Annotated in this window: 19 protein-coding genes; 8 read left to right on the top strand and 11 right to left on the bottom strand. The window is 69.6% G+C overall.

Annotated elements, in window-relative coordinates:
- Positions 1–29 precede the first annotated feature (29 nt).
- Together ACIBK5_RS36315 and ACIBK5_RS36310 are read right to left on the bottom strand one after the other, a co-directional pair.
- Positions 30–398, bottom strand: a complete 369-nt coding sequence (locus ACIBK5_RS36315; protein ID WP_399026523.1) for an MmcQ/YjbR family DNA-binding protein — start codon at positions 396–398, stop codon at positions 30–32.
- The gene (locus ACIBK5_RS36310; RefSeq protein WP_399026521.1) at positions 395–790 is read right to left on the bottom strand and encodes an MmcQ/YjbR family DNA-binding protein; all 396 of its coding nucleotides are present in this window, start codon (positions 788–790) and stop codon (positions 395–397) included. Before ACIBK5_RS36310 ends, ACIBK5_RS36315 begins: the two co-directional genes overlap by 4 nt.
- A gap of 237 nt (positions 791–1,027) precedes the next feature.
- On the opposite strand from ACIBK5_RS36310, the gene ACIBK5_RS36305 reads away from it, so the two are divergent.
- On the top strand, positions 1,028–1,873 hold the full coding sequence (locus ACIBK5_RS36305) for a helix-turn-helix domain-containing protein (RefSeq protein WP_399026519.1): 846 nt from the start codon (positions 1,028–1,030) through the stop codon (positions 1,871–1,873).
- Between the two features lie 26 nt (positions 1,874–1,899).
- Here ACIBK5_RS36305 and ACIBK5_RS36300 read toward each other — a convergent pair whose 3' ends face one another.
- A complete protein-coding gene (locus tag ACIBK5_RS36300) occupies positions 1,900–2,145 on the bottom strand; it encodes a cyclophilin-like fold protein (protein ID WP_399026517.1) in 246 nt (81 codons plus the stop codon).
- 391 nt (positions 2,146–2,536) lie between these two features.
- Between ACIBK5_RS36300 and ACIBK5_RS36295 the strand changes: the two genes are divergently transcribed.
- Entirely contained in the window at positions 2,537–3,925 is a 1,389-nt protein-coding gene (locus ACIBK5_RS36295; protein ID WP_399026516.1) for a hypothetical protein, read from the top strand.
- Positions 3,926–4,088: 163 nt separating this feature from the next.
- Here ACIBK5_RS36295 and ACIBK5_RS36290 read toward each other — a convergent pair whose 3' ends face one another.
- The 3 genes from ACIBK5_RS36290 to ychF all read right to left on the bottom strand — a co-directional run bounded on the left by ACIBK5_RS36290 (position 4,089) and on the right by ychF (position 6,119).
- Positions 4,089–4,502 (bottom strand): PIN domain-containing protein, encoded by a 414-nt coding sequence (locus tag ACIBK5_RS36290; protein ID WP_399026514.1) that lies wholly within the window; start codon positions 4,500–4,502, stop codon positions 4,089–4,091.
- Positions 4,484–4,768, bottom strand: a complete 285-nt coding sequence (locus tag ACIBK5_RS36285; protein WP_093721254.1) for a hypothetical protein — start codon at positions 4,766–4,768, stop codon at positions 4,484–4,486. Before ACIBK5_RS36285 ends, ACIBK5_RS36290 begins: the two co-directional genes overlap by 19 nt.
- A 262-nt stretch (positions 4,769–5,030) precedes the next feature.
- Positions 5,031–6,119 carry a redox-regulated ATPase YchF gene (gene ychF / locus ACIBK5_RS36280; protein WP_399026511.1) on the bottom strand — a complete coding sequence of 363 codons (1,089 nt, stop codon included), beginning with the start codon at positions 6,117–6,119 and terminating at the stop codon, positions 5,031–5,033.
- Between the two features lie 170 nt (positions 6,120–6,289).
- Here ychF and ACIBK5_RS36275 point away from each other — a divergent pair, with 170 nt between their 5' ends.
- Complete coding sequence (locus ACIBK5_RS36275; RefSeq protein ID WP_399026509.1) at positions 6,290–6,850, top strand: DUF6542 domain-containing protein; 561 nt, start codon at positions 6,290–6,292, stop codon at positions 6,848–6,850.
- Between the two features lie 103 nt (positions 6,851–6,953).
- On the opposite strand, the gene ppgK is transcribed toward ACIBK5_RS36275, so the two are convergent.
- Positions 6,954–7,700, bottom strand: a complete 747-nt coding sequence (gene ppgK, locus ACIBK5_RS36270) for a polyphosphate--glucose phosphotransferase (RefSeq protein WP_399026507.1) — start codon at positions 7,698–7,700, stop codon at positions 6,954–6,956.
- Positions 7,701–7,769: 69 nt separating this feature from the next.
- On the bottom strand, positions 7,770–8,855 hold the full coding sequence (locus tag ACIBK5_RS36265; RefSeq protein ID WP_399026505.1) for a 4-hydroxy-3-methylbut-2-enyl diphosphate reductase: 1,086 nt from the start codon (positions 8,853–8,855) through the stop codon (positions 7,770–7,772).
- Positions 8,856–8,965: 110 nt separating this feature from the next.
- Between ACIBK5_RS36265 and ACIBK5_RS36260 the strand changes: the two genes are divergently transcribed.
- The 4 genes from ACIBK5_RS36260 to ACIBK5_RS36245 all read left to right on the top strand — a co-directional run bounded on the left by ACIBK5_RS36260 (position 8,966) and on the right by ACIBK5_RS36245 (position 12,589).
- Positions 8,966–10,351, top strand: a complete 1,386-nt coding sequence (locus ACIBK5_RS36260; RefSeq protein WP_399026503.1) for an APC family permease — start codon at positions 8,966–8,968, stop codon at positions 10,349–10,351.
- 59 nt (positions 10,352–10,410) lie between these two features.
- On the top strand, positions 10,411–11,619 hold the full coding sequence (xseA, locus tag ACIBK5_RS36255) for an exodeoxyribonuclease VII large subunit (RefSeq protein WP_399026502.1): 1,209 nt from the start codon (positions 10,411–10,413) through the stop codon (positions 11,617–11,619).
- 9 nt (positions 11,620–11,628) lie between these two features.
- Positions 11,629–11,874: an exodeoxyribonuclease VII small subunit gene (locus tag ACIBK5_RS36250; protein WP_311127552.1), complete on the top strand. Its 246-nt coding sequence runs from the start codon at positions 11,629–11,631 to the stop codon at positions 11,872–11,874.
- A 124-nt stretch (positions 11,875–11,998) separates the two neighbouring features.
- The gene (locus tag ACIBK5_RS36245; RefSeq protein ID WP_399026499.1) at positions 11,999–12,589 is read left to right on the top strand and encodes a malonic semialdehyde reductase; all 591 of its coding nucleotides are present in this window, start codon (positions 11,999–12,001) and stop codon (positions 12,587–12,589) included.
- Positions 12,590–12,661: 72 nt separating this feature from the next.
- Here ACIBK5_RS36245 and ACIBK5_RS36240 read toward each other — a convergent pair whose 3' ends face one another.
- Positions 12,662–13,186, bottom strand: coding sequence for a DUF4245 domain-containing protein (locus tag ACIBK5_RS36240; RefSeq protein WP_399026497.1), 525 nt, complete (start codon positions 13,184–13,186; stop codon positions 12,662–12,664).
- Between the two features lie 127 nt (positions 13,187–13,313).
- Here ACIBK5_RS36240 and glpX point away from each other — a divergent pair, with 127 nt between their 5' ends.
- Positions 13,314–14,348 carry a class II fructose-bisphosphatase gene (gene glpX / locus ACIBK5_RS36235; protein ID WP_382490272.1) on the top strand — a complete coding sequence of 345 codons (1,035 nt, stop codon included), beginning with the start codon at positions 13,314–13,316 and terminating at the stop codon, positions 14,346–14,348.
- Between the two features lie 144 nt (positions 14,349–14,492).
- Here the strand turns inward: glpX and ACIBK5_RS36230 are convergent, their stop codons facing one another.
- On the bottom strand, positions 14,493–14,870 hold the full coding sequence (locus ACIBK5_RS36230; protein ID WP_184590908.1) for a WhiB family transcriptional regulator: 378 nt from the start codon (positions 14,868–14,870) through the stop codon (positions 14,493–14,495).
- 174 nt (positions 14,871–15,044) lie between these two features.
- A complete protein-coding gene (locus ACIBK5_RS36225; protein ID WP_399026495.1) occupies positions 15,045–15,746 on the bottom strand; it encodes a DUF1707 domain-containing protein in 702 nt (233 codons plus the stop codon).
- Positions 15,747–15,931: the final 185 nt, after the last annotated feature.

Below are 15,931 nucleotides of genomic sequence, written 5' to 3'. Positions count from 1 at the left end.
TCAGCCATTCACAGGGAAGCAGGCGGCGCTCATCGGGAGCCGGGGCGGTCGCGTCGCGGCGGCCGCCCGGCGACCAGGTCGTACGAATCCTCGACCGCGTCGGTGATCAGCCGCTCGGTGATGCCGGGTCCCGGCCCCAGCGAGATCCAGTGGCGTTTGTCGAGGTAGCGGCCCGGTGTGATGGAGGCGTAGCCGCGCTCCAGTGCCTGCGCGTGCTCGGGCTCGCACTTGACCGTGATGATCTGTTCGTCCGGGTCGTCGGTGACGATCAGGAACACCCTGCCCGCGACCTTGTACACGTCGAGTCCCGGAGTGAAGGGGTAGCCGTGGCTGACGTCGGGCAGGGCCAGGGCCGCCCGGCGGGCGGTGTCCTGAAGCCGGTCACCGGCCGCGCTCACCGGGCCGTCCGTGCGCCGATGCCGTAAGTGTGCGGGTCGACAGGCCGCTCAGCTTTGGGCAGATGGGCGACGACGAGCCGGTAGGAGTCGGTGACGAGCTCCCTGACGAGTTCCTTGTCGACGCCCTCTCCGCTCTCCAGGGTGATCCAGTGCTTCTTGTTCATGTGGTAGCCGGGCGTGATGTGGCTGTACTGCTCCCGCAGGGCACGGGCCTCACCGGGGTCCGCCTTGAGGATCACGACGGGCCGCCCCGGCACTTCGGTCAACAGCATGAACACCTTGCCGCGCACCTTGAAGACCTCCCAGTCGGGGCCGAACGGGTGCTCCAGCTGGGCCCCGGGGAGTTCCTCCGCGCAGTCGGCGGCGGTCTTGTGCAAGGTCGATGCGTTCATGGGTGGTGGGCCTTCTCAGGTGGTGGCGGACTGCGGTATCGAAGGAGACGGAGGGCGCACCGCGCGGGCGCGTTGGCACGTCCCATCCTTCCGCCGAAGCCGATAAAGAGGGCAGTAGACTGCGGACACGTGATGGTCGACAAGCGACACCCCGACCCGAGCGGAACCGCGACCGGTCCGAACGCGGTTCGGCTGTACGGATTCCAGCCCCCGGTCGGTACTCCCTACGGCCTTGAGGTGAGTACCGCCGAGGATTTCTTCGCCCAGCACGACGACTGGCCGTGGAATCCGCCCCGTCCGGGTCGTGCCACCTTCCACTACCTCATCGCGGTCACCGAGGGTGAGCTGCGGCACGACGTCGACCACGTCACGCGGACCGTCGCCCCCGGCCAGTGGCTGTGGGTGCGCCCCGGGCACGTGCAGTGCTGGCATCCGCCCGGCGCGGCGCGCGGCCCGTTCATCCTGTTCGAACCGGACGTGCTGCGGCCCGACCTAGCGCGCCTCCTGGCCCCGATCACCGCGCACGAGACCCCTGCCGTGCTCACCCCGCACCCCGACGACACCGCCTGGCTCCAGCAGACGGCACTCCAACTCCTGGACGAACACCGCGCACTGGGCCGCCGCCCCCTCGACATCCACCACGCCCTGCGGCGCAGCCTGCTCGAATCGCTGCTGCTGCGCCTGGCCAACTCCCCAGGTATCTCCCCCATCGGCACGGCCACGGCCGACACGGGCCGCGCCGACCGGTACAGACGCTTCCTGGACGCCTTGGAGCTGCACTTTCGCGAACTCCACCAGGCCGCGGACTACGCCGAGTTGCTCGGCTGCTCGGTCCGCACGCTCAGCCGTACCGCTCGGGACGCCACCGGCAAGGGAGTACGCGAACTCATCGACGAGCGGCGCCTCCTGGAAGCCCGGCGCCTGCTGGGAGCCGCCCGGTGGGACGCCCGGACTGTGGCCGTCCACCTCGGCTTCACCGACCCCGCGAACTTCGGCCGCTTCTTCCGCGACCGCGCCGGTCTCACCCCGGCCGCCTTCGCGGCCGGCGAGGCCCCGCCCCTCCCCTATCCTCTCCTTGGTTGACGATCTCGGTGGTTTCCGGCCGGGTCTCAGCCGAGGATGACGATGCCGGGGCCGGGTGACCAGTAGACGATGTTGCCGATCTCGTAACTGAACTGTGGCTTGCCTCCTGCGGTGGGAGACCGGGGCAGGTGACCGTACTTCTCGCGCTGGAGCAGGTCGTCCATCTGCAGCGTCAGCGGAAGTAGCGAGGCGAAGTCGCGTGCCGTCGCGTTGTCGTCGAGGGTTGCGTCGAGGACGGTCTCTCCGGCCCGTCGGTCGGATTCTCTGCACATCCGCATCGACATCAGCAAGACGCGGCGCGACCTCGGCCATGCCGCTCTTCGTCGTATGGAACAGCTTCAGGCCCGAACCTTCCCCTCCTCGGCCAGGAGAGCCGCCGGGCACCGCAACCCTCACTGCACCGCCCGAATTCGCAAAGTCTCCTGCGCCGACGGCAAAATGCGCCGTGCACCCCGTCCCCCAAGCCAGTTCACTCAGGACCCCATCAACGGCTCAGAACCCAAGCCGTTTCGCATCAACACCAGGAAGAACTGTTCTCGGCGCAAACGCACCCTCCGGTACCTCTCATTCGAACGAGGGATCCTTTCAGCAGCCCCGAATTCCCGCAGGGGCAACGGGCATTGTCTCCGGGGGCATCGCACCCAGGGAACGGCGGGAGGCTACATGGACCAGGCCCTCAACGAGCGGCAGCGGGCCGTGCTCGACTGGGTGGGCCAGGGATGTCCCGACAGAGTCTGGCCGGACAGCACGTACAAGACCAGCGGACAGGCCCTGCAGAACCGAGGGCTCATCAGAATCACCAAACGCCGCGGGCATTGGAGCGCCCACCTCACCGAGAAGGGGCGGCAGCATCTCACCGAACGCGGCATCCTCCCCGTGGAGCAGAGCACCCGACCACCGGAACGTCCCGCCCGAAAACCGGCACCGCCGCGCCCCAGAGCCGCACCGAAGGCCCTTAAGAACTATGCGGACCAACTACTCGAAGAACTGGCCGCGAACGATGGTTGTCTCATCAAGCCCATCGAATCCGGCCCGCACGCGGTGAATTGGACGTCACGGGTCAACGCCGCCCGCAAGTCCGGCAAGATCCCCCACACGCAGGAACTCTACGGATACCGCACCCACCGCGGCTACGAAATCAAGCTGGTCGACATCCCTGCCTGGCGCCTCGCGGAACTCACCCCGCTCCCCGTGCCGGCCAGACTCACCAAACCCCATGCCGTCGTGGCCGCCCTTCAAAAGCTGCCGCAGCCCATGGGCCTGACCAAACCCCTGCAGGGCCGAGCCCTGCGCATCGTCCAAGCCCTCATCACCGCCACCGAAGCACAAGGCCACAAGGCAGCGCTCGGAACCACACAAGGCGCTCCCCCACCCCATCGGCGCCGCAAGGCACCACCACACTTCACCATTACCGCCCAAGGCGAGAGTGTCGGATTCCTCGTCCTTCAAGAACAAGACCGCAGCGAACACGTCCCCACTGACAAGGAACTCGCCGACGCCAAGAAGCACTCATGGATGCGCATCCCCCGCTTCGACTACACCCCCTCTAGCCGCCTGCGTTTCATGCTCCGCGGCGGCAGCCCGCACCGCGCCAGCGAATGGACCGACCTCCCCGACCGGCCTCTGGAAGAACAACTCGCCGAGATCGTGCAAGAGGTCGGCCTCCGCGGCGAAGCCGCGGAACGTAAACGCCTTGCAGACCAGCAAGCCAGAGAGGCACAGCAGAGGCGCTGGGAAGCCGCCATACAGGAAGCCCGTGCCGCCTACGCCCACGCCTACCGCGTCAAACACCTCGGAGAACAGGCAGACGCCTGGTATCAGGCCAGCCGCCTGACCGAATACATCACAGCAGTACGCGACCACGCCACATCACTGCCGCCAGGGCAGGAGCGGACCGAGATCGAGGCGTGGCTCGCGTTCGCGGACACGCATCTCCAACACCTCACCGAATCGGTCTCAGCGCCGAAACTGCCCACGCCGCCGAAGCCCAGCGGCGACGACCTCAAGCCCTTTCTCGGCCACTGGAGCCCCTACGGGCCCCGCTCCTATTGAGCCTTGGCTCCGCCCGCGACCTACGGAACTTCACCAAGAAGCGGAAGAGCGGCAACATAGCGGCGGATCGCCGGTTACCGAAACCGGTGATCCGCCGAATACTGGTAGCCCCACCGCCACTCACTGACCAACCGCCGAAAGGCAGAAAACGGACCAGGGGAAATCACACCGCCACGAGCCGGACCCGATCGCCGCACAGCTTGGCCATGTCGTCAATATCGGAAGTCAGCATGACCACGGGGCGGTGCTGTCGCAGCGCGGCCTCGGCGACGGCCGCATCGATCGCGTACTTGTGTCCGTGCAACCCGGCATTCATCAGCAACTTCGAGGCCGCCCTCGCCTCCTCGTCACCGACCGGGACGATCCGCAGCCCGGAAAGCACCCAGTTCAGGCGGGACTTGTTCGTACGGACGTGGACGACTTCGATGATGGTGAGCGCACTGATCACGACCTCCATGCCGCGCGAGCGCGCCTCAGCGATCAGAGCCACCACCTGCTCGTCGTCGGCGAGCAGCTTCGAGAGTCCCTCACTGTCGAGGACCAGCGTCCCCTCGTGACTCAACCTGCGGCGGGCCACTCCGCCTCCTCGGCGAATACCTCGTCGAAGACCTGCCGCGCCCGCTGGCGAGCCGGCTCGGAAACCGGCCCCTTGCGGCTCTCGTAGTCCGCCAGGTACTCGTCCAGGACCTGACCACGCAGCTCACGCTCGACCGCTTCAGCGATGAACGCGGAGAACTCCCGCTTGCCCACCCGCGCCCGGATTGCCTCCGCGGTCCCCTCCGGCAGCGACAGACTCACCCGCGTCGCCGGGCCTTCCCCGATGCTGTACGTCGTCTCACCCATACGTCGAGTGTGTCAAACGAGTAGGAAAAGCGCCACGGGTCGAATCTGCACGGTCCCCGGAGTCGTAAAGAAGTCGTGCGGATGGAGCTCCACCCGCCCGCCTGTCGCATCGGGAGATCGCTGCCCGAAACCCAGCACGAGCTCCTCATCCCATCCCAGCACGATCCCAGCACGGGAAAAAACCAAGGGCCCGACCCCGAAGAGTCGGACCCTCTCTGACCTGTGAGTTTTCGAGATCAGCGACGTGGTGCCAGGTCACCCGCTACACGTTGAAGCGGAACTCCACGACATCCCCGTCCTGCATCACATACTCCTTACCCTCCATGCGCGCCTTGCCCTTCGCGCGGGCCTCCGCCACCGAGCCCGTCTCCATCAGGTCGTCGAAGGAGATGACCTCCGCCTTGATGAAGCCCTTCTGGAAGTCGGTGTGGATGACGCCGGCCGCCTCGGGGGCCGTGGCGCCCTTCTTGATGGTCCAGGCGCGAGATTCCTTGGGGCCGGCCGTGAGGTAGGTCTGGAGGCCGAGGGTGTTGAAGCCGACGTGGGCGAGGGTGGCGAGGCCGGGCTCGTCCTGGCCGACGGACTGGAGGAGTTCGAGGGCCTCGTCCTCCTCGAGCTCGGCGAGGTCCGCCTCCAGCTTGGCGTTGAGGAAGATCGCCTCGGCGGGGGCGACCAGGGCCCGCTGCTCGTTCTTGAAGTCCTCGTCGACCAGTTCGTCCTCGTCGACGTTGAAGACGTAGAGGAACGGCTTGGTGGTGAGCAGGTGCAGGTCGTGCAGCAGCTCGTTGCGCTCGCCGCCCTGGACGATCCCGTGGGCGAAGAGCGTGTCGCCCTTCTCCAGGATCTCCTTGGCCTCCTCGACGGCCTTGACCTTCGGGGCGATGTCCTTCTTGATGCGCGACTCCTTCTGGAGGCGCGGGAGGACCTTCTCGATGGTCTGGAGGTCCGCCAGGATCAGCTCGGTGTTGATCGTCTCGATGTCGTCCTTGGGCGAGACCTTGCCGTCCACGTGCACGACGTTCTCGTCCGCGAAGGCACGGATGACCTGGCAGATCGCGTCCGACTCACGGATGTTCGCCAGGAACTTGTTGCCCAGGCCCTCACCCTCGGACGCGCCCCGCACGATGCCCGCGATGTCGACGAAGTCGACCGTGGCCGGGAGGACCTTCTCCGACTTGAAGATCTCGGCCAGCTTGCCGAGCCGCGGGTCGGGGACGCCGACGACGCCCACATTCGGCTCGATGGTGGCGAACGGGTAGTTGGCCGCCAGCACGTCGTTCTTGGTCAGGGCGTTGAACAGGGTCGACTTGCCGACATTCGGCAGACCGACGATTCCGATCGTGAGCGACACGTTGCGACTTCCCGTGAGTGGAGAGGGCCAGGAGGCCAGGGGACCGGCCGATCCACCAGTCTACGGCGTACCCGCAACCGGCCCGGCGCCCTGTCGAACGCTTGGCCAAGCACCGGCCCACGGCGTGTCTGAGGGGCCATTCGGCATATTGAACGACCTACGTTGGTGCAGTGGAGCAATACAGGACGCGACCTGCCCGGTACGGACCGCGACGCGACCGGCCGGGATCGTCCCTGCCGCCCCAGGCGAAACGAGGAGCGGGGGGAGCCGGGGGTGAGGCGGCGGTACGGCGGCCCGCGTCCGCGTCGGCGGCACCCACCGCGGGACGGCTGCCGAATCCCCGGCTGACCGGGCTGGGCAGCGGATTGTTCTGCGGACTGGTGATGTTCCTGCTCGGCGTGCTGTGCTCGGTGCTGTTCGGGGCGTCGCTGACGGCGTACGGCGTGCTGTTCGTGCCGGTGTGCGTGCTGACCGCCGTCTGGGTCAGGCGGGGGGATCTGATGATCGCGCCCGTCGTGGTGCCGATCGCGTTCGCCGTGGGGCTGCTGCCGATGGCCGACGGCGACGGAGGGACCGGCGGCAGGCTGATGGGACTGGTGACAGCGCTCGCCACGCAGGCCGGGTGGCTGTACGGGGGGACACTCGTCGCCGGGCTCATCGTCATCGTCAGGCGGATCCGGCTGGTGCACCGGCGGCGGACGACGGCAGCCGGGCCCCGGCCGCCGGTATGACACCTGCCGGTGTGGTGCCCTCCGCTGTGACACCTACCGGCGTGCTGCCCGCCCGCGTGACACCTACCAGTGTGACGCCCGCCCCCGTGACGCCCACCGGGCCCTAGTGCCCGGCCGCCCGCATCGCCGCCCCCACGATCCCCGCGTTGTTCTGCAGCTGCGCCGGGACGATCTCCGCCTTGATGCCCTCGATGTGGGGCAGGAACTTGTGGGACTTGCGGCTGACGCCGCCGCCGATGATGAACAGCTCCGGCGAGAACAGCATCTCGACGTGGGCGAGGTACTTGCGCACGCGGTGCGACGCCCAGTGCTCCCACGTCATGTCGTGGTCCTCCCGGGCCTTGCTGGAGGCCCGCTTCTCCGCGTCGTGCCCGTCCAGCTCCAGATGGCCGAGCTCGGTGTTGGGGACGAGGACGCCGTCGACGAAGACCGCGCTGCCGATGCCCGTGCCGAGAGTGAGCACGATCACCGTGCCGTGGCGGCCGCGGCCGGCGCCGAAGTGCATCTCGGCGACGCCCGCCGCGTCCGCGTCGTTCACCACCGTCACCGGCAGGCCGCCCAGCCGCTCGCCGAGCAGTGCGCGGGCGTCGGTGTCGATCCAGCTGTCGTCGACGTTGGCCGCCGTACGGATCACGGCTCCGTCGGTGACCACGCCGGGGAAGGTGACCCCGATGGGCCCCGTCCAGCCGAAGTGGTCGACGACCTGCTTGACGCCGTCGGCCACTCCGTCGGGCGTGGCCGGGTGCGGGGTGAGGACCTTGTGGCGCTCCTGCGCCAGGTCACCCTTGTCCAGGTCCACCGGGGCGCCCTTGATCCCGGAACCGCCGATGTCCACACCGAAGATCTGCATGGCCTTACGTTACGACGAACGACTGACAGTCACAGGCCGGACGGCGGTCGCTGCCCGGCCCGTTCGCGATCACTCCCCGGAATTTTCACCGGCCCCGGCCCCGGCCCCGGTCCCGTTCTCGGTTCCGGCCCCGGTCCCGGTCTCGGTTCCGGTACCCGCCCCGCCGCGCTCGGCGACCAGCGTCGCCGCCTCCTCGCGCAGGTCGCGGCGCAGCTCCTTCGGCAGGGAGAACGTGATGGACTCCTCGGCCGCCTTGACGAGCTCCACGTCCTCGAACCCGCGCCGGGAGAGGAACTCCAGGACCTGCTCGACCAGGACCTCCGGGACGGAGGCACCCGAGGTGACGCCGACCGTGGAGACGCCGTCCAGCCAGGACTCGTCGATCTCGTCGGCGAAGTCCACGAGGTACGCCTCACGCGCACCCGCGAGCTTGGCGACCTCCACGAGCCGCACGGAGTTGGAGGAGTTGCGGGAGCCGACCACGATCACCAGCTCCGACTCGGCGCCCATCTGCTTCACGGCCAGCTGGCGGTTCTGCGTGGCGTAGCAGATGTCGTCGCTGGGCGGGGAGATGAGCTGCGGGAACTTCTCCTGCAGCGCGTCGACGGTCTCCATGGTCTCGTCGACGGACAGCGTGGTCTGGGAGAGCCAGACGACCTTGGACGGGTCGCGGACCTCGACCTTCGCGACATCGCTCGGCCCGTCGACGAGCTGGATGTGGTCGGGGGCCTCGCCGGAGGTGCCGATGACCTCCTCGTGGCCCTCGTGGCCGATCAGCAGGATGTCGTAGTCGTCGTTGGCGAAGCGGACGGCTTCCTTGTGGACCTTGGTGACCAGGGGGCAGGTGGCGTCGATGGTGGCGAGGCGGCCGCGCTCGGCCTCCTCGTGGACGACAGGGGCAACGCCGTGTGCGGAGAACATGACGATGTTCCCCGGGGGCACTTCCTCCGTCTGCTCGACGAAGATCGCGCCCTTCTTCTCCAGGGTCTGCACGACGTACTTGTTGTGGACGATCTCATGCCGGACGTAGACCGGAGCCCCGTACTGCTCCAGCGCTTTCTCGACGGCGATGACGGCGCGGTCCACACCCGCGCAGTAGCCACGGGGGGCGGCGAGCAGGACACGGCGGCCAGGCGAAGCAGACATGCCTCCCATCGTAAGGCCGCGTTCGGCGGGTCAAAGATCGCGTCCGTGCTCAGTCCCCGGGAAGACTGACAAGGCGCGAGGCGAGTGACGCGGGCGGAGGGGCCGACAGAGGGGACACGATGCCGGAGACCGGGACGGCGGCGGCCTCCGCTGCCGGCGGGGAGCACACGCTGCGGCGCAGTCTCGGCTTCCGGGACCTGGTCGTCTACGGGCTGCTGTTCATCGCGCCGATGGCCCCGGTCGGTGTCTTCGGCACGCTGGACGCCAAGTCGCACGGCGCGGTCGCGCTGGTCTATGTCGTCGCCACGGTCGCGATGGCGTTCACGGCCTTCAGCTACGCCCAGATGGTGCGGGTCGTCCCCCAGGCGGGCTCGGTGTTCGCCTACGCGCGCGTGGGGCTCGGGAACGGTGCCGGGTTCGTGGCCGGCTGGATGGCGATGCTGGACTACGCCCTGATCCCCGCGGTGGCGTACCTGTTCTCCGGGATCGCGATGAACGCGCTGGTCCCGGAGGTGTCGCGGTGGGTGTGGACGGCGCTCGCGGTCGTCGTGACGACGCTGCTCAACCTGTGGGGCGTACGGGCCGCCGCCCGGGTCGGTTTCCTGGTGCTGGCGATGGAGATCGTGGTCCTGGCCGTCTTCGTGGTGTCGGCGGTCGTGGTCCTGGCGCGGGACGGCGGCGAGCGGGGCTGGCTGTCGCCGCTGTCGGGGGACGGCACGCAGGGGGCGTTCGCGGTGTCGGCGGTGCTCGGGGCGGTGTCGGTCGCGGTGCTGTCGTACCTGGGGTTCGACGCGATCGCGAGCTTCGCGGAGGAGGTCACCTGCGGCTCGGCGAAGGTCGCGCGGGCGCTGCTGTTCTGCCTGGCGCTGGCGGGTGTGCTGTTCATGGCGCAGACGTACCTGGTGGCGCTGCTGGAGCCGGTGTCGTCGGCGCGGCTGGCCGCGGAGCCGGGGCGGCAGGGATCGGCGTTCTACGACGCCGTGGACGCCGCGGTCGGCACCTGGCTGCACGACCTGGTCGCGGTGAGCAAGGCGATCGGTGCCGCTTTCGCCGCGCTGGCCGGGCAGGCCGCGGCGGGCCGGCTGCTGTTCGCGATGGGGCGCGACCGGCGGCTGCCGCGGGTCCTGTCGCGGACCGACGCCGGGGTGCCCCGGGTGGCCCTGCTGTGCGCGGCCGTCGTCACGCTGGTGGCGGCGGTGTGGGCGGCACGGCGGGACGACGGCATGGACCACCTGGTGTCGGTGGTCGACGTCGGCGCGCTGACCGCGTTCACGCTGCTGCACGCGAGCGTGGTGGGCTGGTTCGCGGTGCGGCGCCGGGGAGGGCCCGTGAGCTGGTGGCGGCACGTCCTGGTGCCGGTGGCGGGAGCGGCGATCACCGTCGCCGTGATCGTGGAGGCGTCGGAGACCGCGCAGGCCGTAGGGGCGGTGTGGCTGGCGCTCGGGCTGGTGGTGCTGACGGTGCAGGGCGGCCGGCGGGACGCGCCTCCCTCGCCGGGAGCGTGAAGAACCCCTCACCGAGCGGTTGAGCGGCGTTGTCAGCGGCGCCCACTACTCTCGCGGGCATGGCTGTGAACACGTCCGCGGAATCCCCGCTGCCCGTCGGTGAGGTGTCGCGGCTCATCGGGGGATGGATCGACCGGCTCGGGGCGGTGTGGGTCGAGGGGCAGATCACTCAGTTGTCGCGGCGGCCGGGCGCCGGTGTGGTGTTCCTGACGCTGCGCGACCCGTCGTACGACATCTCCGTCGGCGTCACCTGCTACCGGCAGGTGTTCGACGCCGTCGCGGACGTGGTGAGCGAGGGCGCCCGGGTCGTCGTCCTCGCCAAGCCGGAGTGGTACGCCCCGCGGGGGCAGCTGTCGCTGCGGGCCGCCGAGATAAGGCCCGTCGGCGTCGGTGAGCTGCTGGCGCGGCTGGAGCAGCTGAAGAAGGCCCTCGGGCGCGAGGGGCTGTTCGCGCCGGAGCGGAAGAAGCCGCTGCCGTTCCTGCCGCAGCTCGTGGGGCTGGTCTGCGGACGGGCCTCGGCCGCCGAGCGCGACGTCCTGGAGAACGCCCGGCACCGCTGGCCCGCCGTCCGCTTCGAGGTGCGCAACGTCGCCGTGCAGGGCGTGCACGCCGTGCCGCAGGTCGTGCAGGCCGTGAAGGAGCTCGACGCGATCGAGGACGTGGACGTGATCATCGTCGCGCGGGGCGGCGGCAGTGTGGAGGACCTGCTGCCGTTCTCCGACGAACAGCTGATCCGGACGGTCTCCCAGTGCCGTACGCCCGTGGTGTCCGCGATCGGGCACGAGCCCGACAACCCGCTCCTCGACCACGTCGCCGACCTGCGCGCCTCCACCCCGACCGACGCCGCCAAGAAGGTCGTACCGGACGTCGGCGAGGAGTACGAGCGGGTGCGGCTGCTGCGGGACCGGGCGCGGCGGTGTGTGGCGGCGCTGGTCGAGCGGGAGGAGCGCGGGCTGGCCCATGCCCTCGCGCGGCCGTCGATAGAGGACCCGCACCGGATGATCGACGAGCGCGCCGACCATGTGGCGGACCTGCTCGACCGGGGCCGGCGCTGTCTGCGGCACCAGCTCGACCGGGCCGACTCGGAGCTGACGCACACGCACGCGCGCGTGGTGGCCCTCTCCCCCGCCGCGACCCTGAAGCGCGGGTACGCCGTGCTGCAGAGGGCGGACGGGCACGCCGTCCGTGATCCCGGCGAGGTGGAGGCCGGCGAGGCGCTGCGCGCCCGGGTCTCCGAGGGTGAGTTCTCCGTACGAGTGGACACATAGGGTGGGTGGATGACCAGCGAGGTTGATGAGACGCCGGGCACGTCCGAGGCGCTCGGGTACGAGCAGGCGCGGGACGAGCTGATCGAGGTCGTCCGGCGCCTGGAGGCGGGCGGTACGACGCTGGAGGAGTCCCTCGCGCTCTGGGAGCGCGGCGAGGAGCTGGCCAAGGTCTGCCGGCGCTGGCTGGACGGGGCGCGGGCGCGGCTGGACGCGGCGCTGGCCGAGGAGGCCGCGGAGGACGAGGACACCGAGTAGACCGGGCCGGTGGGTGTCGGGTGACACACGACACCCTCGGGTTAGTTGAACGTTGAACTTCACTCGCGTACGGTCGGAGACGTAAGCCGATCTTCCGGACCGACCGTCGCGAGAAAGTGCATCCATGTCCCTCGTTCTTGACCCCGCCGCCCAGGACCTGCTGTTCCGTGAGGCCCGCACCGCCAACGCCTTCACCGACGAGCCGGTGACCGACGAGCAGGTGCAGGCGATCTACGACCTGGTCAAGTACGGTCCGACGGCCTTCAACCAGACCCCGCTGCGCATCACGCTGGTCCGCTCCCCCGAGGCCCGCGAGCGCCTGGTGCCGCACCTGGCCGAGGGCAACCGCGCCAAGACGGCGAGCGCCCCGCTGGTCGCGATCCTCTCCGCGGACAACGAGTTCCACGAGGAGCTGCCGCACCTGTTCCCGGCCGCGCCGCAGATCAAGGACGTCTTCTTCACCGAGCGCCCGGTCCGCGAGAACGCCGCCGGGCTGAACGCCGCTCTCCAGGCCGCGTACTTCATCGTCGGCGTGCGCGCCGCCGGTCTCGCCGCCGGCCCGATGACCGGCTTCGACTTCGAGGGCGTGCGCAAGGAGTTCCTGGACGACGACCACACCCCGCTGATGGTCGTCAACATCGGCCGCCCGGGCCCGGACGCCTGGTACCCGCGCTCCCCGCGCCTGGAGTTCGACCAGGTCGTCACCACGGTCTGAGCCCCTCCCGGACACAGGAAGGCCCCCGGCATCACGCCGGGGGCCTTCTCCGTGCCTACGCGGGCACGCGGCTCACTCCGTCTTCAGCGCCTCCGCCATCTTCGTCAGCTGCGCGAACGACGCGGTACCCGTCACGATCGTCGTGGAGCCCTTGGCGCCTTCGAGGACCAGCGCGTCGTACCGGCCGCCCTCGTAGCGGGTCCACGTCCGGCCGGCGATCTTCTCGGTCTGCTCGGTCTCCCGCGCGCCCTGGGTCGCCTCGTCGAGGAAGACGGGGCGCCGCTGAGTGGACTGCTCGACCGCCACGTACTCCCCCTCGGGATCGTGGAAGCCGAGGTGCCAGGTGTCGAAGTCCTCGCCCCGGTAGCGGACGGAGGTGGCCTTCCACGCATCGGTCAGGCCCTCGGGCGCGGCCACGGGGTACGGGGCGGCGCGGCGTGCCGTCAGCAGTTCGACGCGGTAGTCGACCACCTTGGTGTCGGGCGGGGTGTCGTCGTGCGGGATGAAGAGGTACACGAAGCCCGCCACGAGGACTATGACGCCCATCGAGAGGATCATGTCCCGCGCCGTCTTCTGCTTGCCGTTCGTGCCTGCCACGCCCCCTATCGTCGCAGGTCTCCGGAGCGCTCATCCGTGGGGGCCCCTGCTCATTTTGCGAACTCGGAGATAGAGTCGGGCGACAAAGCCCTCATCCGGCCGTCGTCGTACAGAAAGGTGCGCTCCGATGACCGAGCATCATCACTTGCCGTCCGAACTTGATGTGCCCTCCGAGGCCCCCGACCGCAACCTCGCCCTGGAACTGGTCCGGGTGACCGAGGCTGCGGCGATGGCCGCGGGCCGTTGGGTGGGACGCGGAGACAAGAACGGCGCCGACGGCGCCGCGGTGCGCGCCATGCGGACCCTCGTCTCCACCGTCTCGATGAACGGCGTCGTCGTCATCGGCGAGGGCGAGAAGGACGAAGCCCCCATGCTGTTCAACGGGGAGCGCGTCGGGGACGGGACCGGGCCCGAGTGCGACATCGCCGTGGACCCGATCGACGGCACCACGCTGACCGCGAAGGGCATGACGAACGCGATCGCGGTGCTGGCCGCGGCCGAGCGCGGTTCCATGTTCGACCCGTCGGCGGTCTTCTACATGGACAAGCTCGTCACCGGCCCCGAGGCGGCCGACTTCGTCGACATCAACGCGCCGGTGTCGGTGAACATCCGCCGGGTCGCCAAGGCCAAGCGGTCCGCGCCCGAGGACGTGACGGTGGTGATCCTGGACCGGCCGCGGCACGAGGGCATCATCAAGGAGATCCGTGAGGCCGGTGCGCGGATCAGGCTGATCTCCGACGGCGACGTGGCCGGCTCGATCCTGGCCCTGCGCGAGGGGACCGGCGTCGACCTGCTGCTCGGCATCGGCGGTACGCCGGAGGGCATCATCTCGGCCTGCGCGGTGAAGTGCCTGGGCGGCACGATCCAGGGCAAGCTGTGGCCCAAGGACGACGAGGAGCGGCAGCGGGCGCTCGACGCCGGGCACGATCTGGACCGGGTGCTGACCACGGAGGATCTGGTCACCGGCGAGAACGTGTTCTTCGTCGCGACCGGGATCACGGACGGGGAGCTGCTGCGGGGCGTTCGCTACCGGGCGGAGACCGCCACGACCGACTCGATCGTGATGCGGTCGCGGTCCGGCACGGTCCGCAGAATCGATTCGGAGCACCGCCTGAGCAAGCTGCGGGCGTACAGCGCGATCGACTTCGACAAGGGGAAGTAGCGCCGCCTGAGGGGTGGGGACTGCGGGTCGCCGGCGCGCCGGTTGTGGTCGATCGCGCAGTTCCCCTCGCCCTTGGGGTACGCCCCCGGAAGGCCTGACAAAAGGGCGCCCCCGGTGCGGTGGGGGCGCCCTTTCCGCTGTCGCTCAGCCTGCCGCGGCTATGCGGTCCGACGAGCGGGCCGCCTTCTTCAGCTCCAGGTCGCGACGGCGCCGTCGGGCCAGGACCACGCGGCGTTCCGCGGCGGTGAGACCGCCCCAGACGCCGTACGGTTCGGGCTGGAGCAGGGCGTGTTCGCGGCATTCGACCATCACCGGACAGCGGGCGCAGACCCGCTTCGCCGCCTCCTCGCGGGAGAGCCGGGCCGCGGTGGGCTCCTTGGAGGGAGCGAAGAACAGGCCTGCTTCATCCCGCCGGCACACCGCCTCGGTGTGCCACGGGGCGTCTTGATCCCTGTCTCGCGCTGGCACCCGCGGGGCCGGAACGGCAGCTACCTGCAGGGACGAATGCGGCGGTTGCAGCACGGTCTACTCCTGACGACGGCTTCGCGAGCGAGAGACGATGCAGCAAGGCCTACCCGCTGTACGCGCGCCTATGCACTGAGTTCCGAACCGCTGGATTCGCCCCGTTCGCAAGGTCCGTGGGGCCGCGTCACCGGTGCACCGATTTGCTCCGAACCCGGGGCGGATTCGCGACTGTCAATGATCCAGGTGCTTGCGCAAACCCTTGTCGACCTTGCGCTGCACCCGGTCCAGGATGTCCGCGACGAACCTGCCGCGCTTGGGCCGGGCCTCGACGCTGCCCAGGACGGCCCAGCCGTCCACGTAGACGACCGGGGCCTCCGGTTCGCTCGAGTCGAGGGTGTCGACCTCGAAGCTGCCGAGCACGCCACCGCCCATGCCGCGCAGCGACACGTTCTCCGGCACACGGATGTCGACGCTGCCGAAGACCGCGAACGACTTGATCACGACCTGCTGGTGGTCGAAGAGGGCCTCGCTGAGGTCTATCTCGACACTGCCGAAGATCGCGTACGCGTGGATGCGGCGGCCCGCGCGCCGGCGGCCCTTGCGGACGGCGCCGCTGAAGACCGCGACCACGTTGTCGTCGGGGTCCATCGGAATGGCGCCCGCGGTGGGGCGGTAGGGGGCCGGGGCAGGCATCGCGGCCGGGCCCCGGCGGTGGGCGGCGGGCAGGTCCCGTATGAAGACCTCCAGCTCGCCGACCGTCTTGGCGCGCAGTACTCCGTCGACACGCTCGGCGTGCTCGTCCGCGGTGAGACGGCCCTCGGCGAGGGCGTCGTGCAGGATGTCGGCGATGCGGTCGCGCTCGGCGTCGGAGGCTCGGAACTCGGAACCGGCGGGCGCCCCTGGCGTCTGAAGGTCCTGCTTCTGAAGGTCCACGACAGCAGCGTACCGAAACACGATAGATCGCGACACCCCCCGCTCGCGTCCTTTGCGACCCTGACCCCGACCCCCGACCCCCGACCCCCGACTGCGACCCCGACCTCTCCCCCGACCGTGACGAACTGAGCCTTACCTCACAAGCTCGCCGTCAGAGGCAGGTTCTACGCTGGTGGGCGCTCGCC

The organism is Streptomyces sp. NPDC050546, from assembly GCF_044457425.1.
Classification (GTDB): Bacteria; Actinomycetota; Actinomycetes; order Streptomycetales; family Streptomycetaceae; genus Streptomyces.
Note: the sequence above shows the minus strand (reverse complement) of the source record. Positions and strands in the feature narration are given on the sequence as shown.